Source organism: Flavobacterium dankookense (assembly GCF_004362665.1).
Taxonomy (GTDB): Bacteria; Bacteroidota; Bacteroidia; order Flavobacteriales; family Flavobacteriaceae; genus Flavobacterium; species Flavobacterium dankookense.
Genome location: NZ_SNXR01000015.1, coordinates 284765 through 308758 on the forward strand (window position 1 = coordinate 284765; position 23994 = coordinate 308758).

Sequence of the window (23994 nt, forward strand, 5' to 3'; positions counted from 1 at the left end):
GAAAGATATGAAAAAAAGTGTTATTTATTCGATTGTCATTACTTCTTTACTTAGTGTTGGATGTGGTGAAGAGTTTTTAGATCCTGTTAGAAATACACAGGTTATAACTAGTGAAGAGTTAGCTGCCTTAGCTCCTGATAATCCTGCATTGATAGCGGGTACTCTTGAGGGAGTTTATAGCTTTATGGTTCAGCCAGGTGGTGTACTAGGAACAAGTCGTCATTACGACTTAGGTCAAAAAGGAGTTGATATATACACAGATATGTTATCTGGAGATATGGCATTATCTGCTAACTCTTATGGGTGGTATCAAAATGTTGCTAATCTTGTAACTACTGTCGATTTTACAAGAGAAGAAAATAGAATTGTTTGGAATTATTATTACAAAGTTATTAATATATCCAACGCTGTAATTAATAATTTAGGTGGAAATGATGCGGTTCCAGCAGATGCTACTACTAGACATTTTATGGGTCAAGCAAAAGCTGCAAGAGCTTATGCCTACTTTTATTTGACGCAATTATTTCAAAAAGAATATAACCCAACTCAAGAGATTTTACCTTTTTATGATGGTGTTATAGTAAGTCCTGCTAAAGTTCCTGCATCTCAAATCTATGATCAAATAATTGAAGATTTAAATCAGTCTATTGAGTATTTAAGTGATTACACTAGACCGTTAAAGAATCAAATAGATAAAAATGTTGCAAAAGGTTTATTGGCATATACGTATGCAGCAATGGGTAACTATTCAGAAGCAAAGATTTTATCTGAAGATATCATAAATACAGGAGGTTATCCTCTTACTACAACTGGTCAGCTTGCTTTCCCTGGTTCTGGTTCAGGATTTAATAATGTAAACACTCCTTCTTGGATGTGGGGTTATGATATTACAAATGAAATGGGTCATCAATTAGTTAATTGGTGGGGTCAAGTTGATTATTACACTTATAGTTATCAATGGGCTGGTGATAGAAAAGTTGTAGATAGCGGTTTATATGCTGCTATACCTTCAAATGATATCAGAAAATCACAGTTTGGAACTTCTGGTGTTACTAATGGTATGCCAATTAATAAGTTTTTTGATCCAGGAAGAGCTGCTGGTGGACAACAAGCTATTACAACGGATTATATTTTCATGAGAATTGAAGAATTCTATTTATTAAGTGCTGAATGTTCAGCTAACTCTGGTGATGAAGCAACTGCTAAAAACAGACTTAAAGAATTGATGGCGCTACGTTTAGGTAGTTTGGCTAATGCTAATGCATATGTAGATCCATTGGTTGGACAAGCTCTTAAAGATGCTATCTATTTACAGACTAGGATTGAGTTTTGGGGTGAGGGTAAAAGTTATTTAGCTTTAAAACGTAATAAAGCAACTTCTACAAGAGGTACAAATCATGTTTTCCGTTCAGGACAGTCTTTCTTTTATAATACTGACGAAATGTCTTTCCAGATACCAGAAAATGAATTGCTTAATAACCCAGCTATTACAACTCAAAATTAACTTTAATTAATTTAAATTTATTAATCATGAAATTTAAAAAATCATTATTTTTTCTCTCATTACTATCGATACTTTTCACATCAATTAGTTGTGAAGACGATTCTGCAACTACGAGTAATTTATCGAGTTTTGTTGGAGTAGAAGAAGCAAAAAATGTTGGAGTAGTTCTTGGCGAAACTATTGTTGTTGAGTCTAAAGTATATGCTTCTAATGCAACAAATACTGATAGAGTTTTTAATTTAGTGGTAGATGCTGCTACAACTCATGCTCAAACTAATTTTGTTGTGCCAGCAACGGTTACTATACCAGCTGGTTCAAAAGAAGGTGTTTTTCAAGTTAGTATTGTTGGTAATAGTATTGCCAATGCAGGAAATAAACTTGTATTATCTATGGCTGAATTAGATGGTAATAATCAGAATTTCGTTTTCAATTCAGACTCTCAAACTTATTCAAATAAGAAAATTGTATACAATATCTCTGAAGTTTGTCAAACAGGTTTAACTAAAGTTCAATTAGCTATAAAATTTGATAATTTCCCTGAAGAAACTGCATGGGAGCTTTATGACTCTAGTTTTAATGTAGTTTCATCTGGTGGTTTTACTGGTACTGCTATAACTGGTTATGCAGCTTTAGGTTTTGCTGACAGAAGTACTTTTATTTCAAACTTTTGTTTAGCTCCTGGTACGTATACTTTTGTTATCTATGATGATTATGGTGATGGAATGTATACTAGTGCTACAGTTTCTGGTGATTATTCATTGAAACTTGCTGATGGTACTGTCTTAGCATCTGGTGGTGGTGATTTCGGTACTTTTCAAGATACTGAATTTACAATTCAATAAGTAATTTTATTTATTTTTTAAAAACCGAAACTTTTTAGTTTCGGTTTTTTTTTTAAATCTTTATTTATTGATTCTTTTTTCATATTTTTGAATTTAATATACAATTATCAAAAAAGTAAGTCTATGAAAAAGTCACTTTTAATTTTTTTAGTAACCTCTTTTACTTGTTTTTCTCAAACGGTCAAAGAGATTGAGTTTATAAGAAGTAAATATAATTTGGATGAAATTAATATTTTAAAAGAAAATATTATTAATTCAAATACATTACGTTCTAATAGGGTTCAGAATTATTTAAATTCAAATTTTAATAAAAGTCTTGAATTTTATAGCGGTGGAATCAAATATATGATTTATGATGTTATTGATAACAGTCCAGTATATATTTCCACGGACAATAGATTGAGTGCATTAGCTTCAAAAACAAATACTCTCTACCCAGGAGGTAGCTTAGGATTAAATTTAACTGGTTCTGGTATGAAGGTAGGTGTATGGGAAATTAATTGGCCTTTAGTTAATCATCAAGAATTTATGTCAAATTCGGTTTCAAAAGTTACTGTACCTGACTCTTCATCTCCAACTCCTAATGCGGAGTTGCATGCTACTCACGTTGTTGGAACTATTGCAGCTAAAGGTGTTGTAGCTAATGCGAAGGGTATGGCATATGAGTCTAATATTGTTGCCTATACTGCATCTAATGATGCATTTGAAGTTACTGATGAAGGTTCAAATAATGGACTTTTAATATCTAATCATTCTTATGGTGTTCCTGTTCTTAATGATAATGGCGAGTTAAATGTTCCAAATTGGTATATGGGTTGTTACAATTCTACAGCAAGAGAATGGGATCAAGTTTCACAAAATTTACCTTATTATTTAATGGTAACTTCTGCTGGAAATTCTGGACTAGACAGTTACCCAAATGGACTTCTTGCCGGAATCGATAAGCTAACTGGTAACAAAAACTGTAAAAATAATTTAGTTGTTGCAAATGCAAACCCGACTGTAAATCCTATCACTGGAGTGATGTCTAATTTAGTTATCAATCCGTCAAGTAGTCAAGGTCCATCTGACGATGGTAGAATTAAACCAGATATTGCTGCGGATGGGACAAATCTATTTTCATCAAGTAGCGCTTCTACAACTAGTTATGATACTTTAACAGGAACATCGATGGCATCTCCAACTGTTGCAGGGACTTTAATATTATTGCAGCAACATTATAATAATTTGAATTCTAATTTCATGCGTGCAGCTACTATAAAAGGTTTAGTTTGTCATACAGCATTAGACGACACTAGTAACATTGGTCCTGATCCATATTTTGGTTGGGGATTTTTGGATGCAAATTCAAGTGCAAGCTTAATAAGTAATGCTAGTTCTCCAAATCCAACTGCTTTAATAACAGAAAGAACTATTTCGCAATCTGGTGTTAATAGTACTTATTCTTTTCAAGTAACTGTTAATGATCCCAAAACATTGAAGGCTACTTTGTGTTGGACTGATATTGCTGGTTCGTCAAGAGATAACCAGCTTAATTCATCAACTAGAGCATTATCTCATGATTTAGATTTAAAGATTATAAAAAACTCGGAAACTTTTTTTCCTTGGAAATTAGATTTAAATAATTTAGCTGGTCCAGCTATTAAGGGTGAAAATTTAGTTGATAACGTTGAAAAAGTTGAAGTAGATAATGCGATTGGTACTTATACAATACAAATAACTAAAAAAGGATTTTTATCTGGAGGTTCCCAAGCATATAGTTTAATTGTTTCAGGTTTTGATCAAGTAAGTCTATCAAATAGTCAGTTTTCGCAGAATAAAATTGCTGTTTACCCAAATCCTGTTAATGATATTTTATATGTAAATAGTGAAGTAAATAATTTTACAGCTTATGAATTATTCGATATTCAAGGTAGACTAATAAAAAAAGAAATAGTTTCAAATTTAAATAGCTTTGAAATTGAAACATCTTCATTAATAAAAGGAGTTTACATGCTAAACTTAAAATCTGACAATGGTGTATTTACACAAAAGATAGTTAAGAGATAATACAGCAGTTATTTTTTTATGTTTAATTTCTCATTACATTTGCTTTGTTAAGTAATTGTAATGAGAAATTTTATTTTATTTTGTTTTTGTATTTATTCTATTAATATTTTTTCCCAAAGATCTTTGAGTATTGGAGGTGGTAAAAGCGAGAAAGACACTACATCCACAGCGAGTAAGGAGAAAAATTTTAAAACTTCAACTTTCGACCAATATCGAATCATAACCCTTCAAAAGGACACAACCTACGTTGATACATCTTTAACCATAAAAAAAGAATACGAATACAATTATCTTCGTAAAGATATTTTTGGACTTTTACCTTTTGCCAATGAAGGGCAAACCTATACAGCATTAGATTATGGTTATAAAAAACAATTTTCGTTCCCTGAAATTGGTTTTTCTGGCAAGCATTTCAATTATATGCAAGTTAACGACATTAACTATTATTCAGTTGCAACACCAATAACTGAGCTATATTTTAAAACCGTCATGCAACAAGGGCAATCAGTTGATGCATTAATAGCGGTTAATACCTCAGAAAGATTTAATATGTCTGTTGCTTTTAAAGGACTACGTTCTCTTGGAAAATACATCAACCAGTTATCAAGTACAGGAAATTTTCGTTTTACGACAAGTTATAACACTTTAAACAAAAGATATTTTCTAAACTTTCATTTTACAGGACAAGACTTTCTTAACGGTGAAAATGGTGGAATAACCACTATTGAAGATTTTGAAGGAGAAAATCCAGACTTTGATAATCGTGCGCGACTTGAGGTTTATCTAACAGATGCCAAAAGTTTTATGAAAGGAAAAAGATATTTCTTAGACCATAATTTTAGAATTAATTCTAAAGCTGCTAGCAATAATCTTTTCATAACACATCAATTCAATTACGAAACCAAGTTCTTCGAATACAATCAACGCACAGTTCCATCTACTATCGGAACAACAAGAATAAATCGTTTTGGAGATTCATATCTAACTGCTGGTATCAATGACCATACGCGCTACAACCGAATGTATAATAAAGTCGGTGCAATATATGAAAACACAACACTTGGAAAGTTTCAGTTCTTTGCCGAAGATTTTCGATATAATTACTTTTACAACAAAATCTTAATTCTAGACTCAGGAATTGTTCCAAGCAAATTATCAGACGAAATTAATACCGTTGGTGGTCAATACGAATACAGAAAAAACAAATGGAACGGAATATTTCAATACTCAAATTCCATTTCAAATCAACCAATGACAAATCTTGATGCGCAACTGACATATAAACTCAACGAAAAAAACGAGTTTCATTTTCAGTACCAAATGTTGAATAAAATCCCAGATCATATCTATAATTTATATCAAAGCAGCTATGTGCAATACAACTGGGCAAATGATTTTAACAACGAAAAAATAAACAATCTTCAAGCAACAGCTAAAACGCAATGGTTCGATGCAACACTAAAAATAAGTTCCATCAACGACTACCTATATTTTAGTAATGCTGCAACAAATCCTCTTCAACAAATCATTTCCCCAAAACAATACGACAAAACCATCAACTACCTTTCCATAAAAGCTAGTCGCGAGTTCAAATGGTGGAAACTTGCCCTAGACAACACCATTTTATATCAACAAGTTGACCAAAAAGACGATATACTAAATGTGCCACAAATCACCACTAGAAACTCACTTTATTTCACTAATTTTTTCTTCAAAAAAGCACTTTTTCTACAAACCGGTTTCACGCTCAACTACTTCACCAAGTATTACATGAATGACTACAACCCAGTCGTTACTGAAGCTTTTGTACAAACCGATAGGAAAATTGGCGACTTCCCAATGCTAGATTTCTTTGTAAATGCACGAATTCGTCAAACAAGAATTTTTCTCAAAGCCGAACATTTTAACACGCTTTTCTCGCCAAACAAATACTATACAGCACCAAATTATCCCTACCGCGACTTCATGGTTCGCTTCGGATTAATCTGGACTTTCTTTCAATAGAAACCAATCGGTAGGATTATCAGCAAATGCAATTCCTGCTGTCCGTTTCAATCTGTCATTGCGAGGAACGAAGCTAATCACATCAACAATTTGATATGCAATGACAGGATTTCCACTACCATCAGGGTTAAACGATAAACTATCCGAATTTTTGGAAACAATACAAATAGCATTACCTTTGTAAAGAAATAAAAGTCTATTATCTATCAGTCTATTATCTCTTTTCTCAAAATTTAAAAATGAAATACGCAAAAAACATACTCGAAACAATTGGGAATACGCCATTAGTAAAACTAAACAAAGTCGTAGAAGGAATTGATGCCTTAGTTCTAGCAAAAGTAGAAACCTTCAATCCAGGAAATTCTACCAAAGATAGAATGGCTCTAAAAATGGTCGAAGATGCCGAAGCCGACGGACGATTAAAACCAGGCGGAACCATCATCGAAGGAACATCTGGAAACACCGGAATGGGATTAGCATTAGCTGCCATTGTAAAAGGATACAAATGTATTTTTGTAATCACGGACAAACAATCCAAAGAAAAAATGGACATACTTCGAGCCGTTGGCGCAAAAGTAATCGTTTGTCCAACTGATGTTGAACCAACCGATCCGCGTTCGTATTATTCCGTTTCAAAACGATTAGGAACAGAAATTCCAAATTCTTGGTACGTAAATCAATACGATAATCCATCAAACGCAACAGCACATTACGAACAAACAGGACCAGAAATTTGGGAACAAACCGAAGGTAAAGTTACTCACTTTGTGGTTGGCGTAGGAACAGGTGGAACCATTTCTGGTGTTGCAAAATACCTAAAAGAAAAAAATCCAAACATCAAAATTTGGGGAATTGATACGTATGGTTCGGTTTTCAAAAAATACCACGAAACTGGGATTTTTGACGAAAACGAAATCTATTCATACATCACCGAAGGAATTGGAGAAGACATTCTTCCAAAAAATGTTGACTTTTCGCTAATCGACGGTTTCACAAAAGTAACCGACAAAGATGCTGCTGTTTATACGCGCAAAATTGCTCTCGAAGAAGGTGTTTTCGTTGGTAATTCAGCTGGCGCATGCGTAAAAGGTTTACACCAACTAAAAGACCATTTCAAACCAGAAGATGTAGTGGTTGTTCTTTTCCACGACAGCGGAAGCCGTTATGTTGGGAAAATGTTCAACGACGATTGGATGCGAGAAAGAGGTTTCCTTGACGAAGAAATTACCAAAGCCGAAGACGTAATCAAAGATCACAAAGACAAGCCATTAGTAGTTGTTCGAACGGAAGAATTAGTTTCTCACGCAATTGAACGTTTGAAAAAATATAACATTTCTCAAATTCCAGTAATTGATACTACAGGTTTTGTAGGTAGCATCGATGAAACTGATTTGTTCCGCAGTTACGTTGAAGATAAAAACATAGCCGAAAAACCAATCCGTGAAATTATGGGAAAACCATATCCAATTGTGAGCGGCAACGCACCAATTGAAGAAATTTCTAAACTAATCAATAAAGACAATCAAGCTGTCTTAGTCGATTTAGGAAATGGTAAACATCATATTATTACTAAACATGACATTATCAGTTCTATAAAATAATTTTTTTAACCAAGATCTACGAGTCAAGAAGTAAGAGTGTTTTCTTTTTTCTTGGCTCTTTTTTCTTTTATCTATTCTCCAATCAAAACTCCCGAAATATTCCAAGAACTAAAACTCGTTCCTTCGGGTAAGCCTTGTGGAATTTTGATTTGAATATCATGTGTTCCAACTTCCAAATCACCCAAATCGATATAAATTGGAAACGTTACCATTCCTGGACACCAATTCGAGCGACTATAATCTGACGATGATAATCCATTTGGAAAATTTCCCGAAGCTGGATTATACAATCGATACGAACCACAATCCTGTCGCCAAGGCGTAAAGCTGAAAGTTTCTTTTCCGTCTAAATAAATAGAATTCTTTTTCGGAACAAATTCGTCGCCGTTTTCCCAACCGCCATGTCCAGTTGTAACATATCGTAGTTTAGCTTTTTTCATAGGTTTGTCGAGCGTGAAATTGACCTCAAGACCTTTTTCGTTGCTGAACATCGTGCCATATTCTTGTCCAGCCATTTCCATTACATTATTGGTGCAAAATAGCGGCAAAATTTCTTTAGCTTTTGCTGAACTTTCCTCAGGATGAATAGTAATATTTGCCAAAACTTTGTGTCCGCCTTTGTCATAATTGCCAATATTGATGCCAATCCAAACTTCTTTTCCACTTATTAGATTTGCCAAATCCGAAATGTCCTGACGATACATCACTTTGTCATGCCAAATTTTATCTTTTAACTCCAAATAATTATATTGCTTAATTCCAAAAGGAGTGAAGAAACGCATCATTTCCACAATTGGATTGTAGTTTTTTGTAGCAACAACACCTTGATACTCTTTTCCATTTCCATTAGAATAAATAGGTAAAGATTTCACACCATTATTCAAACCGTTTAAAAATGAAAGTTCTTTATCAGTAGGAATGATAAAAAACGAACCAGTTCTGTCATAAGCATCGCCATTGGATTGTTCGGTTACATCAGCAAAAATTTGACTTCCCGATTTTATAGCGGGAAATTTTACTTTTCTAACCGCAATTGTTCCATTGGCAAATCGTAAAATACTATCATTCGATATAGATTCGCTAGAAAAGTTGATAATTTGGTCTTTAAAAATTTCAATCGTAGTAAATCGACTTTTCCAAACCAAATCTTTATAAGTTAAAACATCAACATTCTTTTTTGGAAGCGAAACGACCGGAAATGCTTTGATTTTTTCCACTTTGGTTGCGGCAATAACAAAGTTTCCGTTGCGAACCATTTCGAGTACTAATCCAAGATTTTGTCCCAAAATAGTTGGCGCACCATTTACTTTTAAGTCTTCAGTGTACCAAAGTTCAATCGTGTTGGAATTGATAATCGTTTTAGCTTTTTTACAATGGTAACCTAATATTTTTTTGGTTTCCGATAGAAATTCAAAATTTTGTTTTTTTAATGATGTGCTATCTTTTGTGGAAACAATTTCTTTTTCATTCAAATTGGTCATTTGCTGAAAGAAATTATTGTTTCGGTTAATGAAAGTCTGCTCAAAAGGGAATTCACTTTTTTTATTTATGATTCTATCAGAACTAATTAATGATTGACTACTATTGGTAAAAACCCATATAGCATCTTGATTTTCAATCAAATTTCCGTTTGAACTTCTTTGATAAGTGATTTTATATTCTTGCGAAAAACTGGACTTAAAAATAAAAATCAAACTAATGATTAGGAATTTTTTCATAAATAATTTTGAGTATAAAGGTAAATTTCTTACTTTTGATTTTTATTGATAATTTGTGAAAGAAGATTTTCTACATTATGTATGGCAATATAAGAAGTTTGATTTTTCAAACCTAAAAACTTGTGCTGGAGATTCAGTTATAATTGTTAATTCAGGACAGTATTTACAACTTGCTGGACCTGATTTTTTTAATGCTCAAATAATTTTGAACGAACAAAAATGGGCTGGAAACGTAGAAATTCATTTAAAATCTTCCGATTGGTACTTACATCAACATGAAAATGATACTGCATATGATAATGTAATTCTCCACGTAGTATGGGAAAACGATGTGCCAATTTTTAGAAAAGATAATAATGAAATCCCAACATTGGAACTCAAAAATTATGTTTATAAAGAAGTTTTGGAGAATTATTTGAAGCTGAAAACTCAAAAATCATGGATTTATTGTGAAAATCAAATTAAAACGATTGATGATTTTGCGCTGCAAAATTGGCAAGAACGATTGTTTTTTGAACGATTAGAACGAAAAGAAATTCCAATTTTGGCATTGTTAAAAGAAACAGAAAATGATTGGGAAGCTGTTTTGTTTTGTATGTTAGCTAAAAATTTTGGTTTAAATACCAACGGAGAAGCTTTTTTAAAAATAGCCAAGTCAATTCCGTTTTCAGTCATTAGAAAAGAAAGTTTTGAAATAGAAAATTTGGAAGCAGTATTATTTGGAATGTCTGATTTGATTCCACTTGAAGCAGAAGATAATTATGCAAAAGATATTCAAAAAAGATTTGATTATTGTCTTCAAAAATACCAGTTTCAAAAAAAAATAAATCCGCAAGTTCAATTTTTTAAGCATCGACCAGATAATTTTCCAACCATTCGATTGGCTCAGTTAGCAATGTTATATAATACGTATCAAAATTTATTTTCAAAAATTATGGCTATAACAAAAACGGACGATTTCTATAAACTATTTGATATTTCAGTTTCAAATTATTGGCAAACACATTATCAATTTGATAAAGTAAGTGCTAAGAAGAAAAAGAAGTTTTCAAAGTCTTTTATTGATTTACTCATCATAAATACGATTGTTCCAATTCAATTTTCGTATGCAAAAAGTCAAGGAAAAGAAATCACAGAGGTTATTTTAAATATTATGAATTCCATACAGTTTGAAAAAAATAGCATCGTTGAAAAGTTTGCTTTCTTTGGTATTAAATCACAAAATGCTTTTGAAACACAATCATTATTACAATTGAAAAACGAATATTGTAATCAGGGTAAATGTTTGAATTGTGCTATTGGAATTCAACTTTTAAAAAATTAAATTATGTCACCAATAATAAAATTAAAATACTTCTTTGAGAAACACGGTTTTCACGTTTCTTCTCGCTTGGCCGATAAACTAGGAATGCGAGCTTCAAATGTTCGATTGTTTTTTATCTACATCACTTTTGTAACCGCGGGTTTGTGGTTTGGCGTATATCTAACATTGGCGTTTTGGATACGATTAAAAGATTTAATCAGAGGCAAAAGAACTTCCGTTTTTGACTTATGAACACTCAAGACTCCTTTCTACAAACCCTACTAAGTTATTCTAAAAGTCAACGAATTGGAATAATTATGTTGTTTTTATTGATTTTTATTTGCCAACTAATCTACTTTTTTTTCAATTTTAAATCAGTTGAAAACAATGTTAGTGAAAAAGAAAAATGGCTGTCGTATCAAAAAGAAATCGATAGTTTAAAATTGCTAAAGTCAAATTATAAACCAACCATTTATCCTTTTAATCCAAACTTCATTACCGATTTTAAAGGCTATAAACTTGGAATGTCCGTAGCAGAGATAGATAGATTATTAGCTTTTAGAAAGCAAAATAAATTTGTAAATTCAGCTAAAGAATTTCAACAAGTAACCCAAGTTTCGGACAGTTTGTTAAACGCGATTTCACCTTATTTCAAATTTCCTGATTGGGTAAAAAACAAAAAGAATTTTTCCAATTCGTTTGAGAAAAAAGATTTTTCAAAAACCGAAAAGAAAATCATTTTAGATATAAATCTAGCAACGCAAGAAGATTTGATGAAAGTTTACGGAATAGGCGAAGGATTATCTAAAAGAATTTTAGAACAAAAAGAAAAGTTTGGCGCTTTTGTCAGCATGGAACAAATGACTGATGTCTGGGGTTTATCTCCCGAAGTTATTGACAATTTGAATAAAAGTTTTTTTGTAAAAAATACAACAAGCCTAAAAAAGATTAAAATCAATTCAGCTACTATCAAAGAGTTATCTCAGTTTCCCTATTTTAGATATGCTCTAGCCAAAGAGATAGTAACATATCGAAGTATGAACAATGATATAAAAATTGAGGATTTAGCAAAAATTAAAGGATTTCCTGTTGAAAAAATAAAAATAATTGCCTTATATTTGGAATTCTAAAAAAATAGAATAAAAATCAGCATTATTTATATGAATTCATCATACTTTACAGAAGAACACGAATTATTTAGAAAGAGTTTACAAGATTTTTTGCGAGTTGAAGTAGTGCCACACATCGAAAAATGGGAAAAAACGGGTACGATAGAACGCTTCATCTGGAAAAAATTTGGTGAAATGGGCTTTTTCGGGATTGCCTATCCCGAAGCCTATGGCGGATTGAATTTGGATTTGTTTTATACTGTTATATTTTTAGAAGAACTCCAAAAAATAAAATCTTCTGGTTTTGCAGCCGCAATGTGGGCACATTCTTATCTAGCAATGACACATCTAAACGCAGAAGGAGACGAGCGCATAAAACAAGACTACTTAGCAACCAGTATTTCTGGTGAAAAAATTGGAGCATTATGTATCACTGAACCTTTTGGCGGAAGTGATGTGGCTGGAATGAAAACCACCGCAGTAAAAAATGGCGATAAATACATAATCAACGGTTCCAAAACATTCATAACCAATGGTGTTTATGCTGATTATTATGTAGTTGCTGCAAAAACATCACCTGAATTAGGAAATAAAGGAATTAGCATATTTCTGATGGATACCAATTTGAAAGGAATAACAGCAACCAAATTGGATAAATTAGGATGGCGTGCTTCAGATACAGCCGAAATATCATTCGATAATGTAGAAATTCCGCTAGAAAACCTGATGGGCGAAGAGGGAAAAGGATTTCCATACATCATGCAACATTTTGCTTTAGAACGATTAATCATGGCAATCAATGCACACGCTAGAGCCGAATATGCCATAGATTACACCATAAATTACATGTCAGAACGTGAAGCATTTGGCACAACAATAAATAAATTCCAAGCACTAAGACACACTATGGTCGAACATGCAACTGACGTTGAACATTGTAAAATATTCAATTATGCAGCCGTAGACAGATTAAACAAAGGTGAATATGTTGTCAAAGAAGCAACTATGGCAAAACTTAAATCAACCAAAGTAGCCGATGAAACCATCTACAGTTGCCTTCAAATGCTTGGCGGTTATGGTTACATGGAAGAATACCCTTTGGCACGATTACTTCGCGACAGTCGACTTGGACCAATCGGCGGAGGAACATCCGAAATACTAAAGGAAATTTTATCAAAAATGATAATAGACAAACAAAATTATCAGCCAGCAGTCAAGTGATAAATCCAACAAAGATGATAAGAAGCCAATCCAGCTATCCACTATTATCTTTTTTATAAAATTATGTTTTTCTAAATATAAAAAAAGGAGCTTCCGTTGGTCGCTCTTTTTTTATATGAAAAACTATAATTTCATTAAAAAAGGATAACCGTTTCAATCTGGGCTAAAAATAATTAACAAATCACAATTCATAATTCAAAATTATTATTACTTTTGCACCCACTAAACGAGAGGAGGTGTCTAAATTATGTTGATTATACCAATTAAAGACGGAGAAAACATTGATAGAGCATTAAAGCGCTACAAGAGAAAATTTGATAAAACTGGAACTGTAAGACAACTTAGAGCGCGTCAAGCGTTTACTAAACCATCTGTAGTTAGAAGAGCGCAAGTTCAAAAAGCAGCTTATATTCAAAACTTAAGAGACAATGTAGAAGGATAAAAAATCCTTTTAATAATATGACCGTTACATTATAAAGTTTCATAACTTTGATGTAACGGTTTTTTTATGGAAAATTTTAAAAATAAATTTCAAGATTATCTGCAACTAGAGAAAAATTATTCCCAGCACACTTCATTGGCGTATCTTGCTGATCTTAATTTTTTCCATGACTACATTAAAAAAGAATTCGAACAAGAAAATTTATTGGAAGTTAATTATTCTCTAATTCGTTCTTGGATAGTATTACTGTCAGATAAAGGAATTTCGAATACGTCAATAAATAGAAAAATTTCCTCACTAAAAGCGTTTTACAAATTTCTATTAAAAACTAAACAAATAGAATCAAGTCCGCTGCTAAAACACAAAGCATTAAAAACTCAAAAAAAACTTCAAATACCCTTTTCAGAAAAAGAACTTGATGCTGTGCTGAATCAGATACCATTCCAAGATGGATTTGAAGGAGTAAGAGATAAATTAATAATAGATTTGTTTTACTCAACAGGGATTCGAAGAACAGAATTGATCAATTTAAAATTTCAAAACGTTGATTTGTCAAACAATACGATTAAGGTTTTAGGAAAAAGGAATAAAGAGAGGTTGATACCAATGCTTCCAAATTTAAAAAATCAAATCAAGAAGTATTTGATAGAAAGATCGGATTTACAATCTATTAGTGACAAAGAGTATTTTTTTCTATTGTTAAATGGAGTTAAAATGAACGATTCGTTTGTGTATCGAATAATAAATTATTACTTTAGTAATGTTTCTGAAAAAGTAAAAAAGAGTCCGCATATATTAAGACACACTTTTGCGACTCATTTGCTTAACAATGGAGCAGATATAAATTCAGTAAAAGAATTATTAGGACATTCAAGTTTAGCATCAACACAAGTATATACAAATAGTAGTTTGTCAGAATTAAAAAAAGTATATAGCAATGCTCATCCAAGGAATGAAAAATAATTCAAAAAATGTTTAATCAATAAAAATAGTATTATGAAGGTAAATGTTCATGCGGTAAATTTCACTGTCGACAGAAAATTAGTTGATTTCATTCAAGAAAGATTGATGAAACTTAATAAATATTATGACAAAGTTGTCTCTTCTGACGTTTTTTTAAAGGTAGAAAAGACAAGTGAGAAAGAAAATAAAATTGTAGAAGTAAAAATTCATGTACCAGGAGATGATTTTATGGTTAAAAAGCAATGCAAAACTTTCGAGGAAGCAGTTGAATTGTCATCAGAATCTCTAGAAAGATTGTTAGTAAAACGCAAAGAAAAAATCAGAACACATATTTAAATAATTTTTTTATAAAAATGTTTTGATTAAAAGATAAAATCCATACATTTGCAGTCCGTTAGAAATAGCGGGCTTTTTTTATTGAATAATGCCAGCGTAGCTCAGTTGGCTAGAGCAGCTGATTTGTAATCAGCAGGTCGTGGGTTCGAATCCCTCCGCCGGCTCAAAAAGGCATATTGTTTTTGATAAAAAAAGTTGGGGAGATACTCAAGCGGCCAACGAGGGCGGACTGTAAATCCGCTGACTACGTCTTCGCAGGTTCGAATCCTGCTCTCCCCACAAAAGAATTTAGAAAAAAGAATTTGGAAATTTCTAAGTTCTCAATTCTATCCCGAAGTTTCGGGACTGGACTCACAAAAGCCGGTGTAGCTCAGGGGTAGAGTGCTTCCTTGGTAAGGAAGAGGTCACGGGTTCAATTCCCGTCATTGGCTCAAAATTGTAAAATTTGAACACTAATAAATATATAACTAAGTTTAAAATTAATTAAAATGGCAAAAGAAAATTTTAATCGTAACAAGCCACACCTTAATATTGGTACAATTGGGCACGTGGATCACGGAAAAACTACATTAACTGCTGCAATCACTAAAGTATTATCTGATGCAGGTTATTGTCAAGCAAAATCATTTGATCAAATTGATAATGCTCCTGAAGAAAAAGAAAGAGGTATTACTATCAATACATCACACGTTGAGTATGAAACTGCTAACCGTCACTATGCACACGTTGACTGTCCAGGTCACGCGGATTACGTAAAAAACATGGTTACTGGTGCTGCTCAAATGGACGGTGCTATCTTGGTAGTAGCTGCAACTGACGGACCAATGCCACAAACTCGTGAGCACATTCTTTTAGGACGTCAAGTTGGTATTCCAAGAATCGTTGTATTCATGAATAAAGTGGATATGGTTGATGATGCGGAATTGTTAGAATTAGTTGAAATGGAAATCAGAGATTTATTATCTTTCTACGAATATGATGGGGATAATGGTCCTGTAATTCAAGGTTCAGCTTTAGGTGGATTGAATAACGATCCAGCTTGGGTTCCAAAAATTATTGAATTAATGGAAGCTTGTGATAACTGGATTGAAGAGCCAATCCGTGATACTGCTAAGCCATTCTTGATGCCAGTTGAAGACGTATTTACAATTACAGGTCGTGGAACTGTTGCAACAGGTCGTATCGAAACTGGAGTTGCTAATACTGGAGATCCTGTTGAAATCATCGGTATGGGAGCTGAAAAATTAACTTCTACTATTACTGGAGTTGAGATGTTCCGTAAAATATTAGATAGAGGTGAAGCTGGAGATAACGTAGGTCTATTGTTAAGAGGTATTGATAAAGAATCTATTAAAAGAGGAATGGTTATCATTAAGCCAGGTTCAGTAAAACCACACGCTAAATTCAAAGCTGAAGTTTATATCTTGAAAAAAGAAGAAGGTGGTCGTCACACACCATTCCACAATAACTACCGTCCACAGTTTTACGTACGTACAACTGACGTAACTGGAGTTATTTCTTTACCAGCAGGTGTAGAGATGGTAATGCCAGGTGATAACTTAACTATCGATGTAGCTTTATTAAGTCCAATTGCAATGAACGTAGGTTTACGTTTCGCTATCCGTGAAGGTGGTAGAACAGTTGGTGCTGGTCAAGTAACTGAAATCGTAGAGTAATTTATTTTAAATAATAAAAATCCAGTGTTGTTTTTTACAGCACTGGGTTTTTTTAACAAACGGGCGTAGTTCAAGGGTAGAATAGCGGTCTCCAAAACCGTTGATGGGGGTTCGAATCCCTCCGCCCGTGCAAATTTCACAAACAATGACAAAAGTTGTTAATTATATATCGGAAGCATTCGAAGAATTGAAATCAAATGTTTCTTGGCCAATTTGGGCTGATGTTCAGCGCTATACTATAATAGTAGCTGTTTTTTCAATTGTATTAGCTGTTGCTACTTGGGGAGTTGATGAGCTTTTTGCGAAATCAATTGCTGAGTTTTTCAATTGGTTAAAACCATAATATTAAAAACATGGCTGATATTAGTGCAAAAAAGTGGTATGTTGTAAGAGCCGTTAGCGGACAAGAAAATAAGGTTAAGTCTTATATTGAAACTGAAATTAGTAGAATCGGTATGGCTGATTTTATTTCTCAGGTTTTGGTGCCAACTGAAAAGGTTTTTCAAGTTAAGGATGGCAAGAAAATATCCAAAGACAAGGTTTATTTTCCAGGATATGTAATGATTGAAGCTAACCTTACAGGTGAAATTCCTCATATTATTAAATCTATAACAGGAGTTATTGGTTTTTTAGGTGAGGTAAAGGGAGGTGATCCAGTTCCTTTAAGAATGTCTGAGGTGAACAGAATGTTAGGGAAAGTTGATGAGTTGGCTGTTAATACAGATACTCAAAATATTCCTTTCAATATTGGAGAAACTATTAAAGTTATTGATGGTCCTTTCAATGGTTTCAATGGAACAATTGAAAAGATAAATGAAGAAAAGCGTAAACTTGAAGTAATGGTTAAAATTTTCGGAAGAAAAACGCCTTTAGAATTGAGTTTCATGCAAGTTGAAAAAGTATAATTTGTTACACTATTATAAACCGCAATAATTTGCTTCCACATTTTATTGTAAATTTTAAAAACAATGGCTAAAGAGATTAGTAAAGTAGTTAAACTACAAGTTAAGGGAGGTGCTGCGAACCCATCGCCACCGGTTGGACCTGCTCTGGGAGCTGCTGGTGTTAATATCATGGAGTTTTGTAAGCAATTTAATGCTAGAACTCAAGATCAACCTGGCAAAGTGTTACCGGTACAAATTACCGTGTATAAAGACAAATCGTTTGATTTTGTTGTAAAAACTCCACCTGCTGCAATTCAATTATTGGATGCTGCTAAATTGAAATCTGGTTCAGGCGAGCCAAACAGAAAAAAAGTTGCTAATGTAACTTGGGATCAAATTAAGATTATCGCTGAAGACAAGATGACTGATTTAAACGCTTTCACAATTGAATCTGCTATGAGTATGATTGCTGGAACAGCTAGATCTATGGGTATAACTGTAACTGGAGATTCTCCTCTAAAATAAGGTAAGAAATGGCAAAATTGACAAAAAAACAAAAAGAAGCTGCTTCAAAAATTGAGAAGAACAAACTTTATTCATTAAAAGACGCTTCATCTTTATTGAAAACGGTTGCTTCTGCAAAATTTGACGAATCAGTTGATATTGCTGTTCGTTTAGGAGTTGATCCAAGAAAAGCAAATCAAATGGTAAGAGGTGTTGTTACATTACCTCACGGAACTGGTAAAGATACTAAAGTTTTAGCTTTAGTTACTCCAGATAAAGAAGCAGAAGCTAAAGCAGCTGGTGCTGATTACGTAGGTTTAGATGATTACCTTCAAAAAATAAAAGATGGTTGGACAGACGTTGATGTAATCATCACTATGCCAGCTATAATGGGTAAATTAGGTCCTTTGGGTCGTGTATTAGGTCCAAGAGGTTTAATGCCAAACCCTAAAACGGGAACAGTTACTATGGAAATAGGTAAAGCTGTTGCTGAAGTAAAAGCGGGTAAAATCGACTTTAAAGTTGATAAAACTGGAATCGTTCATGCTGGTATCGGAAGAATTTCTTTCGAAGCAGACAAGATTGTAGATAACGCCCACGAAATTATTCAAACACTAGTTAAATTAAAACCAACTGCAGCTAAAGGAACATATATTAAGAGTATTCACATCTCTTCTACAATGAGCCCTGCTATCGCTTTAGATCCTAAAGCAGTATAATTGGTAGTTAAACATATTTTATTATGACAAGAGAAGAAAAATCAATCGCGATAGAAGATTTAACTGCAAAGTTGGCCGAAAGTAATATAGTATATATTGCCGACACCTCTGGGTTAGACGCAGAAACTACTTCAAGTTTAAGAAGAGCTTGTTTCAAAGCAGGTATCAAATTAGAAGTAGTAAAGAACACTTTGCTTGAAAAAGCAATGGAAGCTTCAAGTAATGATTATGGTGATTTGACATCTGTATTAAAAGGAAACTCTTCCATTTTTATTGCAGATATCGCAAATTCGCCTGCAAAAATCATTAAAGATTTTAGAAAAAAATCAGATAAACCAGCTTTCAAAGGAGCTTATATCAATGGTGAAATATACATCGGTGATAACCTTTTAGATAGCTTGGCTTCATTGAAATCTAAAGAAGAAGTTATTGGAGAAATCATTGGATTACTTCAATCTCCTGCTCAGCGTATTATTTCAGCGTTATTAAACAATGCTGAGAAAAAAGGTGAAGCAGCAGAATAATTAGAGCAGACTAAAAAAATAATAATTAAAGAACATTTTAAACGATAGAAAAAATGGCAGATTTGAAACAATTCGCAGAACAATTAGTTAACCTTACAGTAAAAGAAGTTAACGATTTAGCTACAATATTAAAAGATGAGTATGGTATCGAGCCTGCTGCTGCAGCTGTAGTAGTTGCTGCTGGTGGAGGTGCTGGAGCTGAAGCTGCTGAAGAGCAAACTGAATTTACAGTAGTATTGAAAGATGCTGGTGCTTCTAAATTAGCAGTTGTAAAAGCAGTTAAAGAATTAACAGGTCTTGGCTTAAAAGAAGCAAAAGATTTAGTTGACGGTGCACCATCTAATATTAAAGAAGGAGTTACTAAAGCTGAAGCTGAAGGTTTGAAAAAATCTTTAGAAGAAGCTGGAGCTGTTGTTGAATTAAAATAATAAAACACCAGTTTTGGAACTAGGTTTAGGTCTTGAGTTAACCATCAAAGACCTAAACCATTTTTCGTATAATAAAATTATATATATTTTATTACTGCATTAGCTCAAATTACGATGGAGCTTTTAATCATTACGAAGAAAAAAATAGACAATTTTTCCTGGTTTATTTTTAAGAGGTATTGATTATAAAAAAAAGGAAAGTAGAGATTGAACAGTGTTTTTACACAAAAATTACTTTTTTTAAATCAAAATTTTGTCCATTGATGATAACAAATCAGACTGAAAGATTGAATTTTGCCTCAACAAAAAACATACCTCAATATCCAGATTTTCTAGATGTTCAGGTTAAGTCTTTTAAAGATTTCTTCCAATTAGAAACGAAATCTGACGAAAGAGGCAACGAAGGTTTATACAATACCTTCATGGAGAACTTCCCAATAACTGATACAAGAAACCAATTTGTATTAGAATTTTTAGATTACTTCGTTGATCCACCACGTTATACAATTGAAGAGTGTATTGATAGAGGTTTAACTTATAGCGTTCCGCTTAAAGCTAGACTAAAATTATACTGTACAGATCCAGAACACGAGGATTTTGAAACGATTGTTCAAGACGTATATCTTGGTACAATTCCATACATGACACCGAGTGGTACATTTGTTATCAATGGTGCCGAAAGAGTTGTTGTATCTCAGTTACACCGTTCTCCAGGCGTTTTCTTTGGTCAATCATTCCATGCAAATGGAACCAAATTATATTCTGCCAGAGTAATTCCTTTCAAAGGTTCTTGGATAGAATTCGCTACCGATATCAACAACGTAATGTATGCGTATATCGATAGAAAGAAAAAATTACCTGTTACAACTCTTTTACGTGCTATTGGATTTGAAAGAGATAAAGATATTCTTGAAATTTTTGACCTTGCAGAAGAAATAAAAGTTTCAAAAACAGGACTTAAAAAATATATCGGTAGAAAATTAGCTGCCCGTGTATTGAACACATGGCACGAAGATTTCGTTGATGAAGATACTGGTGAAGTAGTTTCTATCGAGCGTAACGAAATTATATTAGATCGTGATACGATTATCGACAAAGATAATGTGGAAGAAATCATTGATTCTAATGTAAAATCAATTTTGTTACACAAAGAGGATAATAATCAAGTTGATTATGCAATTATCCATAACACATTGCAAAAAGATCCAACAAACTCTGAAAAAGAAGCTGTTGAACATATATATAGACAATTACGTAATGCTGAACCGCCTGATGAAGAAACAGCGCGTGGTATTATTGATAAATTATTCTTCTCTGACCAACGTTATAACCTAGGTGAAGTAGGTCGTTATAGAATGAACAAAAAGTTAAACCTTGATATTCCAATGGAAAAGCAAGTTTTAACTAAAGAAGATATCATTACTATCATCAAATATTTGATCGAATTAATTAATGCGAAAGCTGATATTGATGATATTGATCACTTATCAAACCGTCGTGTTAGAACTGTTGGTGAACAACTTTCTCAACAATTTGGTGTTGGTTTAGCTCGTATGGCTAGAACTATTCGTGAGAGAATGAACGTTAGAGATAACGAGGTGTTTACACCAATCGATTTGATTAATGCTAAGACATTATCATCGGTTATCAACTCTTTCTTTGGTACTAATCAGTTATCTCAATTTATGGATCAAACCAATCCATTAGCTGAGATTACACACAAAAGAAGATTATCAGCACTTGGACCAGGCGGACTTTCTAGAGAAAGAGCTGGTTTCGAGGTTCGTGACGTTCACTATACACACTACGGAAGACTTTGTCCAATTGAAACTCCTGAAGGACCGAACATTGGATTGATTTCATCTCTAGGGGTTTATGCAAAAGTTAACGGAATGGGATTCATCGAAACTCCTTACCGTAAAGTAACTAACGGAACTGTTGACTTAACTTCTGAACCAATTTACTTGAGCGCTGAAGAAGAAGAAGGTAAAATGATTGCGCAAGCAAACATCGAAATGGATGGAAAAGGAAAAATTACTGCTGATAAAGTTATTGCTCGTGAAGAAGGTGATTTCCCAGTTGTAGATCCAAATGAAATTCATTACACTGACGTTGCACCTAATCAAATTGCTTCTATTTCGGCTTCATTAATTCCTTTCTTGGAACATGATGATGCGAACCGTGCCTTGATGGGATCAAACATGATGCGTCAAGCCGTTCCATTATTACGTCCAGAAGCTCCAATCGTTGGAACTGGTCTTGAAAGACAAGTGGCTTCAGATTCAAGAGTTTTAATTAACGCAGAAGGAAACGGAACTGTTGAATACGTTGATGCTAATATGATTACTATCAAATACGACAGAACGGAAGAAGAAAGAATGGTAAGTTTTGACGCTGATGAAAAAACATACCAATTAATTAAATTTAGAAAAACGAATCAAAGTACTTCTATTAACCTAAAACCTATTGTAAGAAAAGGAGATAGAGTTAAATTAGGTCAAGTTCTTTGTGAAGGATATGCTACTCAAAATGGAGAATTAGCACTAGGAAGAAATCTTAAAGTAGCGTTTATGCCATGGAAAGGTTATAACTTCGAGGATGCAATTGTAATCTCTGAAAAAGTAGTTCGTGATGATATTTTCACCTCAATCCACGTAGATGATTATTCATTAGAAGTTAGAGATACTAAATTAGGTAACGAAGAGTTAACTAATGATATTCCTAACGTTTCTGAAGAAGCAACAAAAGATTTAGATGAAAATGGTATGATTAGAATTGGTGCTGAAGTAAAACCTGGCGATATTCTAATCGGAAAAATTACACCTAAAGGAGAATCAGACCCAACTCCAGAAGAAAAACTTTTAAGAGCTATCTTCGGTGATAAAGCTGGTGATGTAAAAGATGCATCGTTAAAAGCATCTCCTTCATTACACGGTGTAGTTTTGGATAAAAAATTATTCGCTAGAGCGGTAAAAGATAAAAAGAAACGTACCAAAGATAAAGATGATTTGACATCTTTAGAAATGGAATTTGAAACTAAATTTGTTGAGTTAAAAGACAGATTAATCGAAAAATTGTTTGTAATTGTTGATGGTAAAACATCGCAAGGAGTAATGAATGACTTAGGAGAAGAAGTACTTCCAAAAGGAAAAAAATACTCTAAAAAAATGTTGCAATCAGTTGAGGATTTTGCTCACTTAACAAAAGGGCAATGGGTTTCTGATGACGAAACTAACAGATTGGTTAACGACTTAATTCACAACTACAAAATCAAATTAAACGATTTACAAGGTGCGTTAAGAAGAGAGAAATTTACCATCACTGTTGGAGATGAATTACCAGCTGGAATACTGAAATTAGCAAAAGTTTATATTGCTAAAAAACGTAAACTAAAAGTGGGTGATAAAATGGCTGGACGTCACGGTAACAAAGGTATTGTTGCACGTATTGTTCGTCACGAAGATATGCCATTCCTTGAGGATGGAACGCCAGTTGATATTGTATTAAATCCACTTGGTGTACCTTCTCGTATGAACATTGGACAAATTTATGAAACTGTTCTTGGTTGGGCTGGAATGAATTTGGGTAGAAAATATGCTACACCAATTTTTGACGGAGCAACTTTAGATCAAATTAATGAATTAACAGACGAAGCAGGAATTCCAAGATTTGGTCATACGTATTTATATGATGGAGGAACTGGAGAACGTTTCCACCAAGCAGCAACAGTTGGAGTTATCTATATGTTGAAACTTGGACACATGGTTGACGATAAAATGCACGCACGTTCAATTGGACCATACTCACTTATCACGCAACAACCACTTGGAGGTAAAGCTCAATTTGGAGGTCAGCGTTTTGGAGAAATGGAGGTTTGGGCACTTGAAGCATACGGTGCGTCAAGTACACTTCGTGAAATATTGACTGTTAAATCGGATGACGTAATTGGTAGAGCTAAAACTTACGAAGCAATCGTAAAAGGTGAAACTATGCCAGAACCAGGATTGCCAGAATCATTCAATGTATTAATGCATGAATTGAAAGGTCTTGGATTAGACATCAGATTAGAAGAATAAACAAGTAAACAGTATAAGTTTCAGTTAGCAATAATGCTGACTGAAACTGAAAACTGGATACTTTTTCAAAATAAGTTTTTAAAGATTTATA

General features: G+C 33.3%; 22 protein-coding genes and 4 tRNA genes. 24 read left to right on the plus strand and 2 right to left on the minus strand.

The window, feature by feature from the left end:
• Nucleotides 1-7 precede the first annotated feature (7 nt).
• From BC748_RS11510 to BC748_RS11525, 4 genes are all read left to right on the plus strand, one after another.
• The gene (locus BC748_RS11510; RefSeq protein ID WP_133533640.1) at nucleotides 8-1504 is read left to right on the plus strand and encodes a RagB/SusD family nutrient uptake outer membrane protein; all 1497 of its coding nucleotides are present in this window, start codon (nucleotides 8-10) and stop codon (nucleotides 1502-1504) included.
• 26 nt (nucleotides 1505-1530) lie between these two features.
• Entirely contained in the window at nucleotides 1531-2346 is an 816-nt protein-coding gene (locus tag BC748_RS11515; RefSeq protein ID WP_133533641.1) for a hypothetical protein, read from the plus strand.
• Nucleotides 2347-2469: 123 nt separating this feature from the next.
• A complete protein-coding gene (locus tag BC748_RS11520) occupies nucleotides 2470-4395 on the plus strand; it encodes a S8 family serine peptidase (RefSeq protein ID WP_133533642.1) in 1926 nt (641 codons plus the stop codon).
• Between the two features lie 123 nt (nucleotides 4396-4518).
• Nucleotides 4519-6399 carry a putative porin gene (locus tag BC748_RS11525; RefSeq protein ID WP_246014039.1) on the plus strand — a complete coding sequence of 627 codons (1881 nt, stop codon included), beginning with the start codon at nucleotides 4519-4521 and terminating at the stop codon, nucleotides 6397-6399.
• Here BC748_RS11525 and BC748_RS11530 read toward each other — a convergent pair.
• Nucleotides 6376-6651: a hypothetical protein gene (locus tag BC748_RS11530; protein WP_133533644.1), complete on the minus strand. Its 276-nt coding sequence runs from the start codon at nucleotides 6649-6651 to the stop codon at nucleotides 6376-6378. The genes BC748_RS11525 and BC748_RS11530 overlap by 24 nt on opposite strands.
• Here BC748_RS11530 and BC748_RS11535 point away from each other — a divergent pair.
• Complete coding sequence (locus tag BC748_RS11535; protein ID WP_133533645.1) at nucleotides 6639-8000, plus strand: pyridoxal-phosphate dependent enzyme; 1362 nt, start codon at nucleotides 6639-6641, stop codon at nucleotides 7998-8000. The genes BC748_RS11530 and BC748_RS11535 overlap by 13 nt on opposite strands.
• Before the next feature lie 71 nt (nucleotides 8001-8071).
• Here BC748_RS11535 and BC748_RS11540 read toward each other — a convergent pair whose 3' ends face one another.
• Nucleotides 8072-9718 (minus strand): GLPGLI family protein, encoded by a 1647-nt coding sequence (locus BC748_RS11540; protein WP_133533646.1) that lies wholly within the window; start codon nucleotides 9716-9718, stop codon nucleotides 8072-8074.
• Between the two features lie 55 nt (nucleotides 9719-9773).
• Between BC748_RS11540 and BC748_RS11545 the strand changes: the two genes are divergently transcribed.
• The 19 genes from BC748_RS11545 (at nucleotide 9774) to rpoB (ending at nucleotide 23903) form a co-directional block, all read left to right on the plus strand.
• Complete coding sequence (locus BC748_RS11545) at nucleotides 9774-11042, plus strand: DUF2851 family protein (RefSeq protein ID WP_133533647.1); 1269 nt, start codon at nucleotides 9774-9776, stop codon at nucleotides 11040-11042.
• 3 nt (nucleotides 11043-11045) lie between these two features.
• Nucleotides 11046-11273, plus strand: a complete 228-nt coding sequence (locus tag BC748_RS11550) for a PspC domain-containing protein (protein WP_133533648.1) — start codon at nucleotides 11046-11048, stop codon at nucleotides 11271-11273.
• Nucleotides 11270-12151 carry a ComEA family DNA-binding protein gene (locus BC748_RS11555; protein ID WP_133533649.1) on the plus strand — a complete coding sequence of 294 codons (882 nt, stop codon included), beginning with the start codon at nucleotides 11270-11272 and terminating at the stop codon, nucleotides 12149-12151. The genes BC748_RS11550 and BC748_RS11555 overlap by 4 nt, the downstream gene beginning before the upstream one ends.
• Before the next feature lie 30 nt (nucleotides 12152-12181).
• Entirely contained in the window at nucleotides 12182-13351 is a 1170-nt protein-coding gene (locus tag BC748_RS11560) for an acyl-CoA dehydrogenase family protein (protein ID WP_133533650.1), read from the plus strand.
• 247 nt (nucleotides 13352-13598) lie between these two features.
• The gene (gene rpsU, locus BC748_RS11565) at nucleotides 13599-13793 is read left to right on the plus strand and encodes a 30S ribosomal protein S21 (RefSeq protein ID WP_133533651.1); all 195 of its coding nucleotides are present in this window, start codon (nucleotides 13599-13601) and stop codon (nucleotides 13791-13793) included.
• Between the two features lie 66 nt (nucleotides 13794-13859).
• Entirely contained in the window at nucleotides 13860-14756 is an 897-nt protein-coding gene (locus BC748_RS11570) for a tyrosine-type recombinase/integrase (RefSeq protein WP_133533652.1), read from the plus strand.
• Between the two features lie 33 nt (nucleotides 14757-14789).
• Nucleotides 14790-15092 (plus strand): ribosome hibernation-promoting factor, HPF/YfiA family, encoded by a 303-nt coding sequence (hpf, locus tag BC748_RS11575; protein WP_133533653.1) that lies wholly within the window; start codon nucleotides 14790-14792, stop codon nucleotides 15090-15092.
• A 90-nt stretch (nucleotides 15093-15182) separates the two neighbouring features.
• A tRNA-Thr gene (locus tag BC748_RS11580) sits at nucleotides 15183-15256 on the plus strand.
• 33 nt (nucleotides 15257-15289) lie between these two features.
• A tRNA-Tyr gene (locus BC748_RS11585) sits at nucleotides 15290-15371 on the plus strand.
• An 80-nt stretch (nucleotides 15372-15451) separates the two neighbouring features.
• Nucleotides 15452-15523, plus strand: a tRNA-Thr gene (locus tag BC748_RS11590).
• 57 nt (nucleotides 15524-15580) lie between these two features.
• On the plus strand, nucleotides 15581-16768 hold the full coding sequence (gene tuf, locus BC748_RS11595) for an elongation factor Tu (protein WP_133533654.1): 1188 nt from the start codon (nucleotides 15581-15583) through the stop codon (nucleotides 16766-16768).
• Between the two features lie 59 nt (nucleotides 16769-16827).
• Nucleotides 16828-16898, plus strand: a tRNA-Trp gene (locus BC748_RS11600).
• A gap of 15 nt (nucleotides 16899-16913) precedes the next feature.
• Nucleotides 16914-17111, plus strand: a complete 198-nt coding sequence (secE, locus tag BC748_RS11605; RefSeq protein ID WP_133533655.1) for a preprotein translocase subunit SecE — start codon at nucleotides 16914-16916, stop codon at nucleotides 17109-17111.
• A 10-nt stretch (nucleotides 17112-17121) separates the two neighbouring features.
• The gene (gene nusG / locus BC748_RS11610) at nucleotides 17122-17673 is read left to right on the plus strand and encodes a transcription termination/antitermination protein NusG (protein WP_133533656.1); all 552 of its coding nucleotides are present in this window, start codon (nucleotides 17122-17124) and stop codon (nucleotides 17671-17673) included.
• Between the two features lie 63 nt (nucleotides 17674-17736).
• Nucleotides 17737-18177: a 50S ribosomal protein L11 gene (gene rplK, locus BC748_RS11615; protein WP_133533657.1), complete on the plus strand. Its 441-nt coding sequence runs from the start codon at nucleotides 17737-17739 to the stop codon at nucleotides 18175-18177.
• Between the two features lie 8 nt (nucleotides 18178-18185).
• Nucleotides 18186-18875, plus strand: coding sequence for a 50S ribosomal protein L1 (rplA, locus tag BC748_RS11620; protein WP_133533658.1), 690 nt, complete (start codon nucleotides 18186-18188; stop codon nucleotides 18873-18875).
• A 23-nt stretch (nucleotides 18876-18898) separates the two neighbouring features.
• Nucleotides 18899-19399: a 50S ribosomal protein L10 gene (gene rplJ, locus BC748_RS11625; protein WP_133533659.1), complete on the plus strand. Its 501-nt coding sequence runs from the start codon at nucleotides 18899-18901 to the stop codon at nucleotides 19397-19399.
• 53 nt (nucleotides 19400-19452) lie between these two features.
• The gene (gene rplL, locus BC748_RS11630; RefSeq protein WP_133533660.1) at nucleotides 19453-19827 is read left to right on the plus strand and encodes a 50S ribosomal protein L7/L12; all 375 of its coding nucleotides are present in this window, start codon (nucleotides 19453-19455) and stop codon (nucleotides 19825-19827) included.
• A 263-nt stretch (nucleotides 19828-20090) separates the two neighbouring features.
• Nucleotides 20091-23903, plus strand: a complete 3813-nt coding sequence (gene rpoB, locus BC748_RS11635) for a DNA-directed RNA polymerase subunit beta (RefSeq protein WP_133533661.1) — start codon at nucleotides 20091-20093, stop codon at nucleotides 23901-23903.
• Nucleotides 23904-23994: the final 91 nt, after the last annotated feature.